At 61.9% G+C, this 15,006-nt stretch carries 16 protein-coding genes; 9 read left to right on the forward strand and 7 right to left on the reverse strand.

Going from position 1 to position 15,006, the window contains the following annotated elements; translation table 11 throughout:
* The first annotated feature begins 2 nt into the window (after positions 1–2).
* Both ACVWSC_RS16220 and ACVWSC_RS16225 read left to right on the forward strand, forming a co-directional pair.
* Positions 3–821 (forward strand): gamma-carboxygeranoyl-CoA hydratase, encoded by an 819-nt coding sequence (locus tag ACVWSC_RS16220; protein ID WP_442107780.1) that lies wholly within the window; start codon positions 3–5, stop codon positions 819–821.
* Positions 818–2,773 carry an acetyl/propionyl/methylcrotonyl-CoA carboxylase subunit alpha gene (locus tag ACVWSC_RS16225; RefSeq protein WP_442107782.1) on the forward strand — a complete coding sequence of 652 codons (1,956 nt, stop codon included), beginning with the start codon at positions 818–820 and terminating at the stop codon, positions 2,771–2,773. Before ACVWSC_RS16220 ends, ACVWSC_RS16225 begins: the two co-directional genes overlap by 4 nt.
* Positions 2,774–2,878: 105 nt before the next feature.
* Here ACVWSC_RS16225 and ACVWSC_RS16230 read toward each other — a convergent pair whose 3' ends face one another.
* Entirely contained in the window at positions 2,879–3,502 is a 624-nt protein-coding gene (locus tag ACVWSC_RS16230; protein WP_442107784.1) for a S24 family peptidase, read from the reverse strand.
* A gap of 164 nt (positions 3,503–3,666) precedes the next feature.
* On the opposite strand from ACVWSC_RS16230, the gene ACVWSC_RS16235 reads away from it, so the two are divergent.
* From ACVWSC_RS16235 to ACVWSC_RS16245, 3 genes are all read left to right on the forward strand, one after another.
* Positions 3,667–3,999 (forward strand): DUF6124 family protein, encoded by a 333-nt coding sequence (locus tag ACVWSC_RS16235; protein WP_442107786.1) that lies wholly within the window; start codon positions 3,667–3,669, stop codon positions 3,997–3,999.
* A gap of 452 nt (positions 4,000–4,451) precedes the next feature.
* Positions 4,452–4,964 (forward strand): DUF4880 domain-containing protein, encoded by a 513-nt coding sequence (locus ACVWSC_RS16240; protein ID WP_442107788.1) that lies wholly within the window; start codon positions 4,452–4,454, stop codon positions 4,962–4,964.
* Positions 4,965–5,012: 48 nt separating this feature from the next.
* The gene (locus ACVWSC_RS16245) at positions 5,013–6,161 is read left to right on the forward strand and encodes a M14 family metallopeptidase (protein WP_442107790.1); all 1,149 of its coding nucleotides are present in this window, start codon (positions 5,013–5,015) and stop codon (positions 6,159–6,161) included.
* A gap of 8 nt (positions 6,162–6,169) precedes the next feature.
* Here ACVWSC_RS16245 and ACVWSC_RS16250 read toward each other — a convergent pair whose 3' ends face one another.
* A complete protein-coding gene (locus ACVWSC_RS16250; RefSeq protein ID WP_442107792.1) occupies positions 6,170–6,667 on the reverse strand; it encodes a PaaI family thioesterase in 498 nt (165 codons plus the stop codon).
* A gap of 170 nt (positions 6,668–6,837) precedes the next feature.
* Positions 6,838–7,125, reverse strand: coding sequence for a hypothetical protein (locus tag ACVWSC_RS16255; RefSeq protein WP_128325072.1), 288 nt, complete (start codon positions 7,123–7,125; stop codon positions 6,838–6,840).
* A 153-nt stretch (positions 7,126–7,278) separates the two neighbouring features.
* On the opposite strand from ACVWSC_RS16255, the gene ACVWSC_RS16260 reads away from it, so the two are divergent.
* On the forward strand, positions 7,279–7,710 hold the full coding sequence (locus ACVWSC_RS16260) for a hypothetical protein (protein ID WP_442107795.1): 432 nt from the start codon (positions 7,279–7,281) through the stop codon (positions 7,708–7,710).
* Positions 7,711–7,755: 45 nt separating this feature from the next.
* Here ACVWSC_RS16260 and ACVWSC_RS16265 read toward each other — a convergent pair whose 3' ends face one another.
* On the reverse strand, positions 7,756–8,700 hold the full coding sequence (locus tag ACVWSC_RS16265; protein ID WP_442107797.1) for a LysR family transcriptional regulator: 945 nt from the start codon (positions 8,698–8,700) through the stop codon (positions 7,756–7,758).
* Between the two features lie 91 nt (positions 8,701–8,791).
* Between ACVWSC_RS16265 and ACVWSC_RS16270 the strand changes: the two genes are divergently transcribed.
* Positions 8,792–9,844: a Gfo/Idh/MocA family protein gene (locus ACVWSC_RS16270; RefSeq protein ID WP_442107799.1), complete on the forward strand. Its 1,053-nt coding sequence runs from the start codon at positions 8,792–8,794 to the stop codon at positions 9,842–9,844.
* A gap of 43 nt (positions 9,845–9,887) precedes the next feature.
* Positions 9,888–10,319, forward strand: coding sequence for a type II 3-dehydroquinate dehydratase (aroQ, locus tag ACVWSC_RS16275; RefSeq protein ID WP_442107801.1), 432 nt, complete (start codon positions 9,888–9,890; stop codon positions 10,317–10,319).
* Between the two features lie 6 nt (positions 10,320–10,325).
* Here aroQ and ACVWSC_RS16280 read toward each other — a convergent pair whose 3' ends face one another.
* Positions 10,326–10,877, reverse strand: coding sequence for a DUF4174 domain-containing protein (locus ACVWSC_RS16280; protein WP_442107803.1), 552 nt, complete (start codon positions 10,875–10,877; stop codon positions 10,326–10,328).
* A 191-nt stretch (positions 10,878–11,068) separates the two neighbouring features.
* On the opposite strand from ACVWSC_RS16280, the gene ACVWSC_RS16285 reads away from it, so the two are divergent.
* Positions 11,069–11,566 carry an anthrone oxygenase family protein gene (locus ACVWSC_RS16285; protein ID WP_442107805.1) on the forward strand — a complete coding sequence of 166 codons (498 nt, stop codon included), beginning with the start codon at positions 11,069–11,071 and terminating at the stop codon, positions 11,564–11,566.
* 38 nt (positions 11,567–11,604) lie between these two features.
* Here ACVWSC_RS16285 and ACVWSC_RS16290 read toward each other — a convergent pair whose 3' ends face one another.
* Both ACVWSC_RS16290 and ACVWSC_RS16295 read right to left on the reverse strand, forming a co-directional pair.
* On the reverse strand, positions 11,605–13,965 hold the full coding sequence (locus ACVWSC_RS16290; RefSeq protein WP_442107807.1) for a DNA polymerase II: 2,361 nt from the start codon (positions 13,963–13,965) through the stop codon (positions 11,605–11,607).
* A gap of 78 nt (positions 13,966–14,043) precedes the next feature.
* A complete protein-coding gene (locus ACVWSC_RS16295; RefSeq protein ID WP_442107809.1) occupies positions 14,044–14,964 on the reverse strand; it encodes a LysR substrate-binding domain-containing protein in 921 nt (306 codons plus the stop codon).
* Positions 14,965–15,006: the final 42 nt, after the last annotated feature.

Consider the following 15,006-nt stretch of genomic DNA (forward strand, 5'->3'; position numbering starts at 1 on the left):
CCATGAGCGACTTCACTACCCTTGAGCTGATCAAGGACCCCCGTGGTTTCGCCACCCTGTGGCTGAGCCGGGAAGACAAGAACAACGCCTTCAACGCCCAGATGATCCGCGAGCTGATCCTGGCCATCGACCAGATCGGTGCCGACAGCAGCCTGCGCTTTGTCTTGCTGCGTGGCCGTGGCCGGCACTTCAGCGCTGGCGCCGACCTGGCCTGGATGCAGCAGTCTGCGGCACTGGATTACAACAGCAACCTCGACGATTCCCGCGAGCTGGCCGAACTGATGTACAACCTGGCCAAGCTCAAGGTGCCGACCCTGGCGGTGGTTCAGGGTGCAGCCTTCGGCGGTGCGCTGGGTCTGATCAGTTGCTGCGACATGGCCATCGGCACCACTGACGCGCAGCTGTGTCTGTCGGAAGTGCGTATTGGCTTGGCCCCTGCGGTGATCAGCCCGTTCGTGGTCCAGGCCATGGGCGAGCGCGCGGCACGGCGCTATGCAATCACCGCCGAACGCTTCAGTGGCGAGCGTGCCCGCGAGCTGGGCCTGCTGGCAGAGGCCTATCCGGCCGCCGAGCTTGAACAGGCGCTCGAACAGTGGATTTCCAACCTGCTACTCAACAGCCCCCAAGCCATGCGTGCCAGCAAAGAGCTGCTGCGCGAAGTGGGTCACGGTGAGCTGACCCCAGCGTTGCGCCGCTATTGCGAGAACGCCATCGCCCGCATCCGTGTCAGCCCCGAGGGACAGGAAGGTTTGCGCGCTTTTCTGGAAAAACGCAGCCCGGCCTGGCAGGCCGAACCGTCGAACAAGGAGCCGCGCTCATGACCCGCACCCCGTTGACCACCCTGCTGGTTGCCAACCGTGGCGAAATTGCCTGCCGCGTCATGCGCACAGCCAAAGCCCTGGGTCTGACCACCGTTGCCGTGCACAGCGCCATCGACCGTGATGCCCGGCACAGCCGCGAAGCCGACATCCGTGTTGACCTGGGCGGCGCCAAAGCCGCTGAAAGCTACCTGGACATCGACAAACTGCTGGCAGCAGCCAAAGCCAGCGGCGCCCAGGCGATTCACCCGGGCTATGGCTTTCTCTCGGAAAACGCCGGTTTTGCCCGCGCCATCGAACAGGCCGGGCTGATTTTCCTCGGCCCACCGGCCAGCGCCATCGACGCCATGGGCAGCAAATCGGCGGCCAAAGCCTTGATGGAAACCGCCGGAGTACCGTTGGTGCCCGGTTACCACGGCGAAGCCCAAGACCTGGAAACTTTCCGCGCTGCCGCCGAGCGCATTGGCTACCCGGTGCTGCTCAAAGCCACCGCTGGCGGTGGCGGCAAAGGCATGAAGGTCGTGGAAAGCGAAAGCCAGCTGGCCGAAGCCCTGGCCTCGGCCCAGCGTGAAGCACAGTCGTCGTTCGGCGATGCGCGGATGCTGGTGGAAAAGTACGTACTCAAGCCACGCCACGTCGAGATTCAGGTGTTCGCCGACCAACACGGCAACTGCCTGTACCTCAACGAACGCGACTGCTCGATCCAGCGCCGTCACCAGAAAGTCGTTGAAGAGGCCCCTGCCCCGGGCCTGAGCAGCGCCCAACGCCAAGCCATGGGTGAGGCGGCGGTCAAGGCTGCCCAAGCCATCGGTTATGTCGGTGCGGGCACCGTGGAGTTCCTGCTCGACGCACGTGGCGAATTCTTCTTCATGGAGATGAACACCCGCCTGCAAGTTGAACACCCGGTTACCGAAGCCATCACCGGCCTTGACCTGGTGGCCTGGCAGATCCGCGTGGCGTGCGGTGAGCGCTTGCCGATCACCCAGGACCAGGTGCCGCTCAACGGCCATGCCATTGAAGTGCGCCTGTATGCCGAAGACCCCGCCAACGACTTCCTGCCAGCGACCGGACATCTTGCGCTGTACCGCGAGTCGGCCCCCGGTGAAGGACGCCGGGTCGACAGCGGGGTCAGTGAGGGCGACAGCATTTCGCCGTTCTACGACCCGATGCTCGGCAAACTGATTGCCTGGGGAGAAACCCGCGAACAGGCTCGCCTGCGCTTGCTGGCCATGCTCGACGAATTCGCCATTGGCGGTTTGAAGACCAACATTGCCTTCCTGCGCCGCATCCTCGCGCACCCGGCCTTTGCCGACGCTGAGCTGGATACCGGCTTCATTCCGCGTTACCAGGAACAATTGCTGCCGCCTGCGCAGCCGTTGTCTGCGCTGTTCTGGCAGGCGGCGGGTGAGGCATTCATCCAGAGCCAGCCGCTGACAGCACGCCAGGATGACCGCCATTCACCGTGGGCTGCTACCAACGGTTTCCGTGCCGGGGTACCTGCGCAGATCAGCCTGCACCTGAACTGCGAGGGCCAGAATCAGGCCCTGAGCCTGGTGCGCGCCAGCGCCTCGCCGTTCACCCTGGTCGGCGAGCAGTTGCAGGTTGATGCCGAGGGTATGCGTCAGCGCCACCTGGCGATCCGCCGCGACAATACGCTGTACCTGCAGTGGCAAGGCGAGCTGCACGCCGTAACCGCCTACGACCCGATTGCCGAAGCCGATGCCAGCCACAGTCATCAGGGCGGCCTCAGCGCGCCTATGAACGGCAGCATCGTGCGAGTGCTGGTAGAGCCAGGCCAACAGGTTGAAGCAGGTACCGCGCTGGTGGTGCTCGAAGCCATGAAGATGGAACACAGCATCCGTGCAGCACAGGCCGGGACCGTCAAGGCGCTGTTTTGCCAGGAAGGTGAGATGGTCAGCGAAGGGACCGTGTTGGTGGAGCTGGAAGAGGCGTAGGACCGGGTAATTCCGGGTGGCAACTGTCTTGCACCACCTGTGGGAGCGGGCTTGCCCCGCGATAGCGATCTTTCTGTCACATCGCCTCGCGGGGCAAGCCCGCTCCTACAGTTTCAACAGCACTTGTACGACGATACCGAGCACTTGCGTCTGCTCGGTGAACAACGCCTTGGGATAGGTCGGGTTCAGCGGCTTGAGATAGCGCTGACCACCCTCTTCGATCAATTGCCGAAACACCACCGCGCTGCTGTCGGATGCGCGGGCAATCAGCAGCTTGCCCGGCGCCGCGCTTTGGCCGGTATCGACCAGAATCAGCATACCTTGCGGCACACTCAAGCCCACCGGCGCGGTCATCGCGTCGCTTTCCACCCGCAACCAGAAGCCCCGCCCCAACGCCGCATGGTCGCTTGACTGGCAGTCGCCGGCGTCTGCCGGGGTTTCATCGAGGCTGTCCCAGCGCAGAATCGGATAGCGAAAATACAATTCGTACCGCTGGCCGTCAGCACCGGTTACCGCTCCGGGGAAGGCACTGTCACCATACGCCGCGCTGTCTTCGCGCAGTTGATGCGGATAGACCATGCGCAGTGGCGGGAACCCCACTTCCACCAGAATCTGGTTGAGCACCCGCAGTTTGGGCTCACGACCGCCGCGCAGCCAATGGCCTACGGCGCCTTGAGTGACGCCGATTCGTTCGGCGAGGTTTTCCTGCGTGATCTTCAGTTCACGCATTCTGGTTTTAACCAGATCAGTCCAATTATCCATCGCTGGCACGATACGGACTGCCCTTCGGCGCTCAATACACAAATTGTAGTATTTAAAGATTAGTAGCAACTACAAAACGTATTAATATCGCGCACGACGCTAAATTGTTCACCCACAAGGCAGGTAGCCGCATGAGACACCCCACCTCTGAAAAGGACATCCCCCTGGACAACGAATCGCTGAGCAGCAGCGATGCCGCCCGGCGCGCACTGGATTTCTACTTGAACCCCAGCCCGCCCACCGAGCCGCTAGCAGACTGCTGGCTGGTGCCGCGCGAAGGCCTCGACGACGCCCAGGCCACCGAACATGCAACCCAGCTACTGCGCTGCGCCGCAGCCACGGCACAAGAGTCGGCCAGTGGCTTGCAGGGCATGCAGCGCGACCTGGCGTTGACGGTGGTGCACATGATCAACATGGCCAAAGCGGTGCTCGAACACCTGCCCGCCACTGATCCGCGAAGTTAATTTACTGCGTGGGAGATAAGCGTGAATGTCGCTGCAACAACGGCAGCAGAGCCGTTGGTTGAACGAGGGGGCGCATTCGGTAAAAGTTTTTTACGGAATGGGAGAAAAAATCATTTGACTTGCAAATGATAACGATTATTATTGCTCACAACTGGTCGCGAGACTGGTTGGATAAGCTGAAAGCCCTTAGGTCGGACTCTCAGATTATCTCCTCATCAGGCTAATCACGGTTTTTGACCCGGCTTTTTGCCGGGTCTTTTTTTTGGCTCTTCAGGCTAATGAAGGCGGGTGTTGCTTGAATGGCCGCGATGATAGCAAAGGAATGTCGCATGGTGAAGCCGCGTACGCTGCTTTGCAGAATTAGCACTTGAGAATCAATCTCGTTACGATTAATCTAGTGCTGCGTCACGGACGATGCCCCCTCTTCCCTCTCTTCAGCAAGGAGCTTGTACATGACCCGTCTGTTGCTGCCCCTTGAGCATCACCCGCACACGCAAGACCTGGCCGACGACGCCATGCTGGAGCAACTGAAAAAGCTGCCACGCCGTGTACAACAAGTGTTCCTCCTCAGCCGCCTTGACCAACTGAGCTTTGCTGACATCGCCAAACGCCTGGACCTGCCCGCACTGTCCATAGAGCGCCACATGAACCAGGCCCTGCAGAGCGTACGCCCAACGCATGACGCCTTGGCCAGTCGCGCTGGCCAGTGGTATGTACGCTTGCAAAGCCCGCAGGTTACCGCCAGCGAGCGCATCGACTTTCGTCGCTGGCTGGACGCCGCGCCCGAGCATCGTGAAGCATTCCACGCCACCGAACTGCGCTGGCGCACGCTGTTGGCGCCGGCCCGGCAACTGGGCCACGACGCCTGGTACCGTCAGGCCGGCGCGGCATTGTCGGTCGGCGGCTGCTCGGTAGCCATCGGGCTTGTCATGGCAGCACTGGCAGCGATCGGTTTCTGGTCCTGAGCCAGACGTGTAGAGTGAGGGTCACAACAACTCTACAGGAGCCTGGTGATGAGTGTGACGCTGCCCCCTTTGCACATCGACTGCGATTTCGATTCCGGCAATATCCTGATCAATGACGCCAGTGACCCACGCCGCACACTGCTGGCGATTCGGCCTGATACGCACAGCGATCATTTTCAGTGGTTTCACTTCAAAGCCAGCGGCCTGACCCCAGGCCAGCGCCACAGCTTTGTTCTGGAGAATGCCGGTCAGTCGTCTTACAACGAAGCCTGGACGGGTTATCAGGCGGTAGCGTCGTACGATCAACAGCAGTGGTTTCGTGTGCCTACCGCGTTTGACGGCAAGGCCCTGAGCTTTGCCCTCGACGCTGAGCAACCACAGGCCTGGTTCGCCTACTTCGAACCCTACCCCCGCGCCCGCCACAATCAACTGATCGAGCGCGCCCGCAGCCTGCCTGGCGTCACCCTGCTGGCCACCGGGCGCAGTGTCGAAGGCCGCGACATCCCGTTGCTGCGCGCCGGTGACGGTGCCGACGGCAAACGCAAGATCTGGATCATTGCCCAGCAGCACCCCGGCGAACACATGGCCGAGTGGTTCATGGAAGGCGTGATCAACCGTCTGCAAAGCAATGACGCTGGCGTGCAGGCCCTGCTGCAGGAGGCCGACCTGTACCTGATCCCCAACATGAACCCCGATGGCGCGCTACGCGGCCACCTGCGTACCAATGCGGCGGGCCAGGACCTCAACCGTGCCTGGCAGAACGCAAGCACCGAGAAAAGTCCGGAAGTACTGTTTGCCCAGGTGCAAATGAAACAGCACGGTGTCGACCTGTTCCTCGACGTGCATGGCGACGAGGAAATTCCTCATGTGTTCACCGCAGGCTGCGAAGGCAACCCCGGCTTCACCCCGCGCCTGGCCGAGCTGGAAAAAACCTTCCGCGACAGCCTGTGCGCACGCACGGCCGACTTCCAGCAGGTTCACGGCTACCCACGCTCGGCCCCGGGCCAGGCCAACCTGACCCTGGGGGCCAACAGTGTCGGTCAGGCTTATGAGTGCCTGTCACTGACCCTGGAGATGCCGTTCAAGGACCACAACGATGCACCCAACCCGGTCACCGGCTGGAATGGCCAACGCTCGCAAGCGCTGGCGCATGCCGTGCTGGATGTCATCGGGCAGATGATCCCGCGCCTGCGTTAGGGGTTGCCTCAGGCCTGACCGTGGGCCTTGTGCTTGAGCTTCTCGGTGTCGACCCGCACGAACACCGAGTCGGCACTCACGGTCAGCACATCGCCGGCCCAGACCTCACAGATCACCCGGCTCTTGCGCCCTGGCTCACCTTCGACCCGGGCCTTGAGCAGCAGCTCGACGCCCATCGGCGTGGGTTTGAGGTAGGTCAGGTTGAGTTGCCCGGTGACGCAGTCGATGCGTGGCAGGCTCCCCGGCTCGCGCTCTTCGGCGCGGTAGTGATAGGCCATGGCCGTCCAGTTGGAATGGCAATCGACCAGCATGGCCAGCAGGCCACCGTAGACCAGCCCGGGCCAGCCGAGAAAGGTGCTGTCGGGCGAGTGTCGGCAGACCAGATGAATACCGTCGGCATCCCAATGGCTTTGCAAGTGCAGACCGCTTGGGTGGGAGCAACCGCAGCCGTAACAGACGCCCTCGGGGGCGGCCAGTTCCTGAATGGACAACAGGGGGTTATTCATAAGCTTCCTGATTGTTGTTTTGGAGGGAAAGCGTTGCCGATAGTACCGTTCTGCACAGCAAAAGCCCATGAACAGGTCATGGGCTTTTGCTGCATCGCGCATTCAATGCGCATGCGTTCGAACAGGGCAACGCTTTGCCTTCCCGCCCCCGGCTGATACTCAGGCCCGGGTTACAGCCCCAATTCCTGCGGGGTGAGCATGTCGCATTCAAAAGCGATCCAGCCGCCTTCCAGCTCAGCGTGGCCGTTGACGATCGGGCCGTAGTAGCTCAGGCCGTTGTCCAGGGTCACACAGATGTGCGTCGCCTTGTCGGGGGCCGCCAGGGTGCCAACGAAATGCACCTTCTTCAGCGTCTCGGTCACGGCCTCCAGGCCGACCCGAATCGCGACGTTCTCCACCGCTTCGACATCTTCGTGCAGATCGTCGCTGACGGTCACGGTGGCTGTGTAGTTGTACATGCTTGAACTCCAACGACAAAGATCGGCGTCTACTGACGCACGCGGCCGCATAGGGTAATAGAGTGTCGAGGAAAAATCCCGTGCACTTCGACATCCGGCAGGCGCAAAGACTGGTATTGTGCGCCCCCGCCAAGACTATTCTGGGACAACACATTGACCGCTGAACAACCCCTGATCGCCGATTTGTTTGAAGTCGACAAGCGCCTGAGCCTCAAGCCCGTGGTGGATTTCAACACTTACCTGCTCAAAGCCTTCGGCGACGGCCCGTGCCGTTGCAGCCGCTGCCTGGCGGCTGGCGGTGATGAAGCGGGTTTCGAGCACGCACACACTTTCGTGCTTGAAGGCCAGAGCGTGCATCGACGCTTTGCCACCACCGCTGGCAGCGACGTGCTGCTGGTGCTGAAAAAAGCCTGGCTGTCGTACACCAAGGTCGAGCTGTCGCCACTGGGCACGCTGGACATGGACACCCTGCGCGCCTTCGTCGAACCCGAGCTGCGCAAACGCCTGGCGCCCTTGCTGCTGGCCAGCGGCCTGGTCCGCGAGGTTGAGGGGCAATGGTTGTTGCAGGCTCAAGCCGGCGACTGACCCATGCCCTGCCCGCTCCTGGTGCCGGACCAGGAGCGCGGCCGCTTACCCGCCTAGCGCCAATGCATAAGGCCCCTCGGCCAGCTGTTCACGCAGAAACGCCACGCAACTGCGCACCTTGGCCGAACTGCTCGAGCGCGCCGCCGTCACCGCCCAGACGTCTGCGGGCTGGTAGTACGCCGGTAACACCCGCACCAATGACCCCTCCTGCAGGTTACTGACCAGGTCCCAGTAAGACGCCATGATGATGCCGTGCCCATCCAGCGCCCACTGGCGGACGATATCGCTGTGGTTGGCAGCCATGGGCCCGGTGACTTTGACCGTCTCGGCGCCTTGCGGCCCGACCAGGCGCCACACGCCGAAGCGGTCATCGCGGCTGCGAAACAGCAGGCAATCGTGCTGCGCCAGTTCTGCCGGCACCCGGACCGTGCCACGCCGCGCCAGGTAGTCGGGGCTCGCCGCCAGCACCCGTTTGTTCTCGGCGATGCGGTGGGCGATCAGGTGCTTTTCCTGCACCTCCCCCACGCGAATATCGATGTCGAAGTTCTCGCCAATCAGGTCCACCCGGCGGTCCATCAACTCCAGCCAGATATCCAACTGCGGGTGTCGATGGCGCAACAGCGAGAGAATCGGCGCCACATGCTCACGGCCCAGGCGCAAACTGGTGCTGATCCGCAGGGTGCCACGCGGTTCACTGTGCGCTTCGGACAGCGCGTCGAACATCGACTCAACGTTTTCCAGGATCTTCTGCGCCCAGACAAACGCCGCCTCACCGTCGCTGGTGATGTTCACCCGCCGCGTGGTGCGGTTGAACAGCTTCACCCCCAACAGCGCTTCCAGGGTGGCGATGCGCTTGCTGACATGCGCAGGCGACAGGCCGATCTCGGTGGCCGCGCCAATGAAGCTGGAACGCCGGGCCACCTCGCAGAACAACTGCAGGTCGCGCAGCAACGGATCATTATTCGCTATCAGCGCATTCTGATTCTTCATTCAGCCCGATTATCTCCCCAGCGTTTTTTATTAGCCTCTCACAAAACCGCCGCTGCGGTCTGCCTTGTCCTACAAGAACAACGAGAGTGCCATGATCCCCTTACGCATCGCCGTTGCCGGCGCCGGCCTGATCGGCCGTCGCCACATTGAACTGATCCAGGCCAGCGGCGACTGCCAGCTGTGCGCGCTGGTCGACCCTGCGCCTGCCACCACAACGTTGGGGGAATTGACTGGGGTGCCGGTGTATCCATCGCTGCAAGCGTTGTTCAGCGAGCAACGCCCGGACGGCGTCATTCTCGCCACCCCTAATCAACTGCATGTGCAAGGTGCACTGACCTGTGTCGAACAAGGCGTGGCGGCGCTGATTGAAAAGCCGGTGGCCCACAGCCTTGAGGAAGGCAAACGGCTACTGGCCATCGCTGAGCAGCGCCAAGCGCGGCTGCTGGTGGGGCATCACCGCGCGCACAGTGCCATTCTCGATAAGGCCCGCGAGCTGATCAGCGAAGGCGTGCTCGGGGATCTGGTCGCGGTGATGGGCAGCGCGCTGTTCTACAAGCCTGCCGATTACTTCGACAGCGCGCCCTGGCGTTGCCAACCCGGCGGCGGACCGGTACTGATCAACATGATTCACGAAATCGGCAACCTGCGTTCGCTGTGCGGTGAGATTGTCGCTGTGCAAGCTCAGGCCTCCAACGCTACCCGCGGCTTTGCCGTGGAAGACACCGTGGCAATCAGTCTGCGCTTTGCCAGAGGTGCCCTGGGTACCTTTCTGCTCTCCGACACCGCCGCCAGCGCCCGCAGTTGGGAACAAACCGCCGGGGAAAACCTCGATTACCCCCGCTACACCGATGAAGACTGCTATGTGCTGGCTGGCACCCGTGGCTCGCTGTCGATCCCGAGCATGCGTCTGAAGTACTACGAACACCCCGAACAGCGCTCCTGGTGGACGCCCTTCAGCACCGCCGTTGCGCCTCTGCAAGCGGTCGATCCGCTCCAGCGTCAATTAGCGCACTTCTGCCAGGTGATTCGCGGTGACGTCCAGCCCCTGGTCAGTGTGCGCGACGGCTTGCGCAACCTACAGATCGTCGAAGCGATCAGCCAGGCCGCGCTCAGCGGCCAGACCATCGACACCAGCAGCCTCTGACACCCGCCTCTCTCACCACTCCATTGAACGGAACCTTGCCTGCATGACGAACGTGCTTGTACTCAACGGCCCAAACCTGAACATGCTTGGCCTGCGCCAGCCCGAGGTCTATGGCCACGAAACCCTGGCCGACCTTGAGCAGCTATGCCAGCAGACTGCCGAGCGGCTGCACCTGACGCTGGAATTTGCGCAGACCAACCATGAAGGGCAGATGATCGACTGGATTCACCAGGCGCGCGGCCGAGTCGATGGCATCGTCATCAACCCCGGCGCGTGGACCCACACCTCAGTGGCGATCCACGATGCGTTGATGGCCGCCGAAGTGCCGGTGATCGAAGTACACATTTCCAATGTCCATCGCCGTGAAGCCTTCCGTCACCACTCCTACGTCTCGCTGGTGGCCAAGGCGGTGCTGGCGGGGTTCGGCACCCACGGCTATGTCCTGGCCATCGAGCACTTTGCCCGTGGCCGTTGATTAACTTCAGTCTTCCAGCGGCTTGGGCGGTGCCGCCGGTTTGGCAGGCTTAGCCGGTTTGCCGGGTTTGGCATCGGCAGCCGGCTTGGCGTCGGCCTGCTTTTTCTCGGCCACGGTAGGCGCAACGATGGCCTTCTCTTCCGCCGGCAAGGCGTCTACCGCATCGAAAATCGATTGGGGCTCGACCGAGCCGTCATGCTTGATCTCATGTTTCTGGCCGTCCTTGCCGACCAGAATCACCTGGGTGCCATTGCGTGCACCCAGGCTCAGTTCGCGGATCAAGGCCATGGTGGTTTGCTGCTCAAGGTTTTTGTCATCGCGCTTGCCGATCATGCCGGCAACGCTGTAGAGCACCAGGCTGCGGTCATCGAAGGCTTTCTTGGTGGCCGGGTCTTTGAGCGCTTCGTTCAAACCGCGCAGGGTCGGGTCGGCGGTGCTTGGCGCAATGACTATCAAAGGGCGGGACTTGTACAGGTCCTGGTTCAAGGGGGCATCGTCAGCGAGGACGGGGCCGGCTATGGCCAACAAGGTGGCAAGGGTCAGTGACCGTACGAGCATGCGCATCTCCTTCAATTTCCATGCATCAAAGACTACAGATCGCGACGAAAGATCCGAGGTGCGAGCCTAAACTACAGGACGAAATCCGTGGACAAGTCAAAGGTAACTTCCGATTTCCATGTAAGGCCTTGACCCTGACCAGAACAGGCTGACATCTGATTCTGAGGATAGCTGATCTAAAGGAGCGGACCATGAGCATTGTCGATACCCTGCTGTTGTTGCTGATCCTTGCCACAGCCTTGGGTTGCGGCCTGATGGGCGGGTTGTTCTTCGCCTTCTCCAACTTTGTCATGACCGCCCTGGAGCGCATCCCGGAACAGAGTGCGGTAACGGCCATGCAGTCGATCAACAAGGTGGTGCTCAATCGCCTGTTCCTGGCCTTGTTCCTCGGCACCGCAGCCACCAGCATCGGCCTGCTGATCTGGGCGTATCAGCGCTGGCCACTGCCGGGCAGCCTGTGCATGGCCATCGGCAGTGCCCTGTACCTGGCCGGCAACATCGTCGTCACCCTGCTGTTCAACGTGCCGAAAAACCAGGCCCTGGCCCGCCTCGACCCGGCCAGCAGTGAAGCGGCGGCGGCCTGGCACCGCTACGTACCCAGCTGGAATCGTTGGAACCATGTGCGCACCATCACCGCGCTGGCAGCCGCCGCCTGGCTGATGGCCGCCCTGTGGCTAGCCCGCCCGTAGGCGCGTGCTAGCCCCGCGGGGCGATGTAACAGCAACCGCTAAAACAACCCCATCTGCCGATCGATCAGCGCCGTAAAGTCATCCTCCACAAACGGCAGAATGGCATCGGCCACCGGTTGCAGTTGGCGGGTCAGGTAGTGGTCATAGTCGATGGCTGAATGGCGGGTTTCCAGCGGCTCCGGGCCGGCCACGGTGATCACATAGCTGATCCAGCCGCCATTCTGGTACTGCCGTGGCCGCCCCTGACGCTGGTTGAAGTCATCAGCCATGCGCGCTGCCCGCACATGCGGCGGAACGTTGCGCTGATAGTCCGCCAGCGGGCGGCGCAGGCGCTTGCGGTAAACCAACAATTCATCCAGCTCGCCGGCCAGGGTCTGACGCACGTATTCGCGCAGGTAAGCCTGGTAGGGTTGCCGACGGAAAATGCGTTCGTACAGTTCCTGCTGGAATTGGCGCGCCAATGGCGACCAGTCGGTACGGACACTTTCCAGGCCCTTGAAGACCATTTCATCGCGCCCGTCGTTACGCTGCACCAACCCGGCGTAGCGCTTTTTGCTGCCTTCTTCGGCACCGCGGATGGTGGGCATCAGAAAGCGCTTGTAGTGCGTCTCGTATTGCAGCTCAAGGGCGCTGTCCAGATCGTAAGTGTCGCGCAAATGTGTGCACCACCATTGATTGACCTGCTGCACCAGACGGCGGCCGATGGCATCGGCATCAGCCTCGCTGTGCGCGCTCTTGAGCCAGACAAAGGTGGAGTCGGTATCGCCGTAGATCACTGTATAACCCTGAGCTTCGATCAACTCGCGGGTGCGGCGCATGATCTCGTGGCCGCGCAGGGTGATCGATGAGGCCAGACGCGGGTCGAAGAAACGGCAGCCACTGGAACCGAGCACGCCGTAGAAGGCGTTCATGATGATCTTCAAGGCCTGCGACAACGGCGCATTCTTTTCGCGCTTAGCGGTCTCGCGCCCCTGCCAGACGCGTTCGACGATCGCGGGCAAACAGTGATGAAGGCGCGAAAAGCGCGCACCACGAAAACCCGGAACCGAGGTGGCGTCACCCGGTTCACGCAGCCCCTCGACCAACCCCAGCGGATCGATGAGAAAGGTGCGAATGATCGAGGGGTACAGGCTCTTGTAGTCCAGCACCAGCACCGACTCGTACAAGCCGGGCCGCGAGTCCATGACAAAGCCGCCGGGGCTCGCCTCTTCCGGGCGCTCACCTTGATTGGGCGCGACGAAGCCCTGGCGATGCATCAGCGGGATGTACAAGTGGCCGAAGGCAGCGACTGAACCACCACTACGATCAGCCGGTAAACCGGTGACCGTCGCCCGTTCCAGGAGGAAGGTCAGCAGTTCGGTCTTGGCGAAGATCCGCGTGACCAGCTCGCAGTCCTTGAGGTTGTAGCGTGCCAGGGCCGGTTTGTCCTCGGCAAACATGCGATTGATTTCATCCATGCGCTGATACGGGGTATCAATGGCCTTGCCTTCACCGAGCAGGGTTTGCGCTACGTTTTCCAGGCTGAACGAAGGAAAGCTCCAGGTCGCCGAGCGCAACGCCTCGATGCCATCGATGATCAAACGGCCACTGGCCCCGGCAAAGAAATGCGTGCGACTGCCGTGTTCGCGCCACTCCATCGGCTCACCGTCGCGGCCCAGGCACAGGGGAACCTGCAACTGCTCGGCGTGGGCCTGCAACACGCGCAGGTCGAACTGCACCAGGTTCCAGCCGATGATCGCGTCCGGATCATGCTGCGCCAGCCATTGATTCAGGCGCTCGAGCAACTGCGCCCGACTGTCACAGTAGTCCAGGTCGAAATCCACCTCGCGGTCATCGCCATTGGCCGGGCCAAGCATGTACACCTGGCGCTGGCCGCAGCCCTCAAGGGTAATCGAATACAATTCGCCGCGTTCGGTGGTTTCGATGTCCAGCGACACCAGCTTCAGCGTTGGCCGGTAGTCGGGCGCCGGTTTGAGCAAGGCATCCTGCACCACGCCCTGCTCATCGGGCGTGCCACTGAAACTGACCGGGGCGGTGATGAAACGCTCCATCAGGTAGCGATCGGGCGGGCGGATATCGGCTTCGTAAACCTGCACCCCGGCAGCACGCAGGCGCTTTTCCAGCTGGATCAACTGGCGATGCTGGCGGCAGTACAAGCCCATCACCGGGCGCTGCTCAAAATCGCGCAGTTCAAGCGGGCGTAACGCTACCCCGCGTTCACTGCGCAACACCGTCTGTGCCTGCTGGCGGTGCGTCGCCGGGATGAAAGCCACAGAGGTTTGCAGCGGCACGCGCAAGCGACGCGGGCCTTGGTCGGTGGCCAACCAGAACTCGACGCAGGTCCCTGCCGGGGTATCGCGCCAATGTCGGGTCAGGACAAAGCCCTGCTGTAACTCCACCACTACAACCTCTGAACCACCTGATCTGTGCTGCGATTCTACCCCAGCACCGCAGCGGCCGAGCAGCCGTATCGAGTATTAGTCATACAAATAGTCGTAGCCCTGGGCAGGCAGTTGCGGCACTTGCGCCAGCAGGTAATGACCCAGTGCCTGAATCTGTCGGGCCTGTGGGCTGGATTTGAGCCAAGTCAGGTAATAGCCCTCGCCGGTCGACACCGCCTGCGGCAACGGCGGCACCAGGCGCCCGGCGGCAAGTTCTGTGCTGGCCAGCAACAGGTCGACCACCGCAACCCCCGCACCTTGCTGGGCCGCCGACATGCCTTGATCCAGGGTATCGAACAGTTGACCACGTTCAAGCCCGGCGGGCGACGCACCGAGGCGCGCCAGCCAACGCCGCCAGTCGCGGCGGTCTGCCGAGCAGTGCAGGTAATCAGCGCGTTGCAGGCCGTCCAGCCCTGGCCCGAGCGTTGCCTGATAACCAGGACTGCACACCGGCAGCAACCACTCATCGAACAGCTTGAGGCTGTCGACATCGGCGGCAAAACGGCCGTCAGCCAAGAGCATCGCGGCGTCATAGGGCTCGCTGTAGAAATCGACACTGTCGATGTCCATCCACACGCTGGACAGTTGCACATGGCTGGCTGGCACCGACTGACGATAGCCCTCCAGTACCCCGAGCAGCCAGCGGGTGGTCAGGGTCGAAGGTGCTTTCAGGCGAATGCTGTTGCGCTCCTTTTTCAGCAGCGCGCAGGCGTTGTCGATAATTTTGAAGCCTACTTTCAACTCTTGCGCCAATACCCGCCCGGACTCGGTCAGCGACAGTTTAGGGCCACGGCGTTCAAACAAGGCGCAGCCAAACAAACCTTCGAGGGTTTTGATGTGGTGACTGATAGCCCCTTGGGTCAGCGCCAGTTCCTGAGCGGCGCGGGTAAAGGAGCCATAACGCGCGGCCACCTCGAACGCCCTTAAGGCCAGCAATGCAGGAATACGTTCGGACATAGGCCACCTGAGGCATGAGCAGGACTAATAGAAAGCCATAGC

It is taken from the genome of Pseudomonas sp. NUPR-002, assembly GCF_056322725.1.

What these genes read in the sequence shown, in the direction of transcription:
- ACVWSC_RS16220 (WP_442107780.1), top strand. Translation starts at nt 3, where the DNA reads ATGAGCGACTTCACTACCCTTGAGCTGATCAAGGACCCCCGTGGTTTC.
- ACVWSC_RS16225 (WP_442107782.1), top strand. Translation starts at nt 818, where the DNA reads ATGACCCGCACCCCGTTGACCACCCTGCTGGTTGCCAACCGTGGCGAA.
- ACVWSC_RS16230 (WP_442107784.1), bottom strand. Translation starts at nt 3,502, where the DNA reads ATGCGTGAACTGAAGATCACGCAGGAAAACCTCGCCGAACGAATCGGC.
- ACVWSC_RS16235 (WP_442107786.1), top strand. Translation starts at nt 3,667, where the DNA reads ATGAGACACCCCACCTCTGAAAAGGACATCCCCCTGGACAACGAATCG.
- ACVWSC_RS16240 (WP_442107788.1), top strand. Translation starts at nt 4,452, where the DNA reads ATGACCCGTCTGTTGCTGCCCCTTGAGCATCACCCGCACACGCAAGAC.
- ACVWSC_RS16245 (WP_442107790.1), top strand. Translation starts at nt 5,013, where the DNA reads ATGAGTGTGACGCTGCCCCCTTTGCACATCGACTGCGATTTCGATTCC.
- ACVWSC_RS16250 (WP_442107792.1), bottom strand. Translation starts at nt 6,667, where the DNA reads ATGAATAACCCCCTGTTGTCCATTCAGGAACTGGCCGCCCCCGAGGGC.
- ACVWSC_RS16255 (WP_128325072.1), bottom strand. Translation starts at nt 7,125, where the DNA reads ATGTACAACTACACAGCCACCGTGACCGTCAGCGACGATCTGCACGAA.
- ACVWSC_RS16265 (WP_442107797.1), bottom strand. Translation starts at nt 8,700, where the DNA reads ATGAAGAATCAGAATGCGCTGATAGCGAATAATGATCCGTTGCTGCGC.
- ACVWSC_RS16270 (WP_442107799.1), top strand. Translation starts at nt 8,792, where the DNA reads ATGATCCCCTTACGCATCGCCGTTGCCGGCGCCGGCCTGATCGGCCGT.
- aroQ (WP_442107801.1), top strand. Translation starts at nt 9,888, where the DNA reads ATGACGAACGTGCTTGTACTCAACGGCCCAAACCTGAACATGCTTGGC.
- ACVWSC_RS16280 (WP_442107803.1), bottom strand. Translation starts at nt 10,877, where the DNA reads ATGCTCGTACGGTCACTGACCCTTGCCACCTTGTTGGCCATAGCCGGC.
- ACVWSC_RS16285 (WP_442107805.1), top strand. Translation starts at nt 11,069, where the DNA reads ATGAGCATTGTCGATACCCTGCTGTTGTTGCTGATCCTTGCCACAGCC.
- ACVWSC_RS16295 (WP_442107809.1), bottom strand. Translation starts at nt 14,964, where the DNA reads ATGTCCGAACGTATTCCTGCATTGCTGGCCTTAAGGGCGTTCGAGGTG.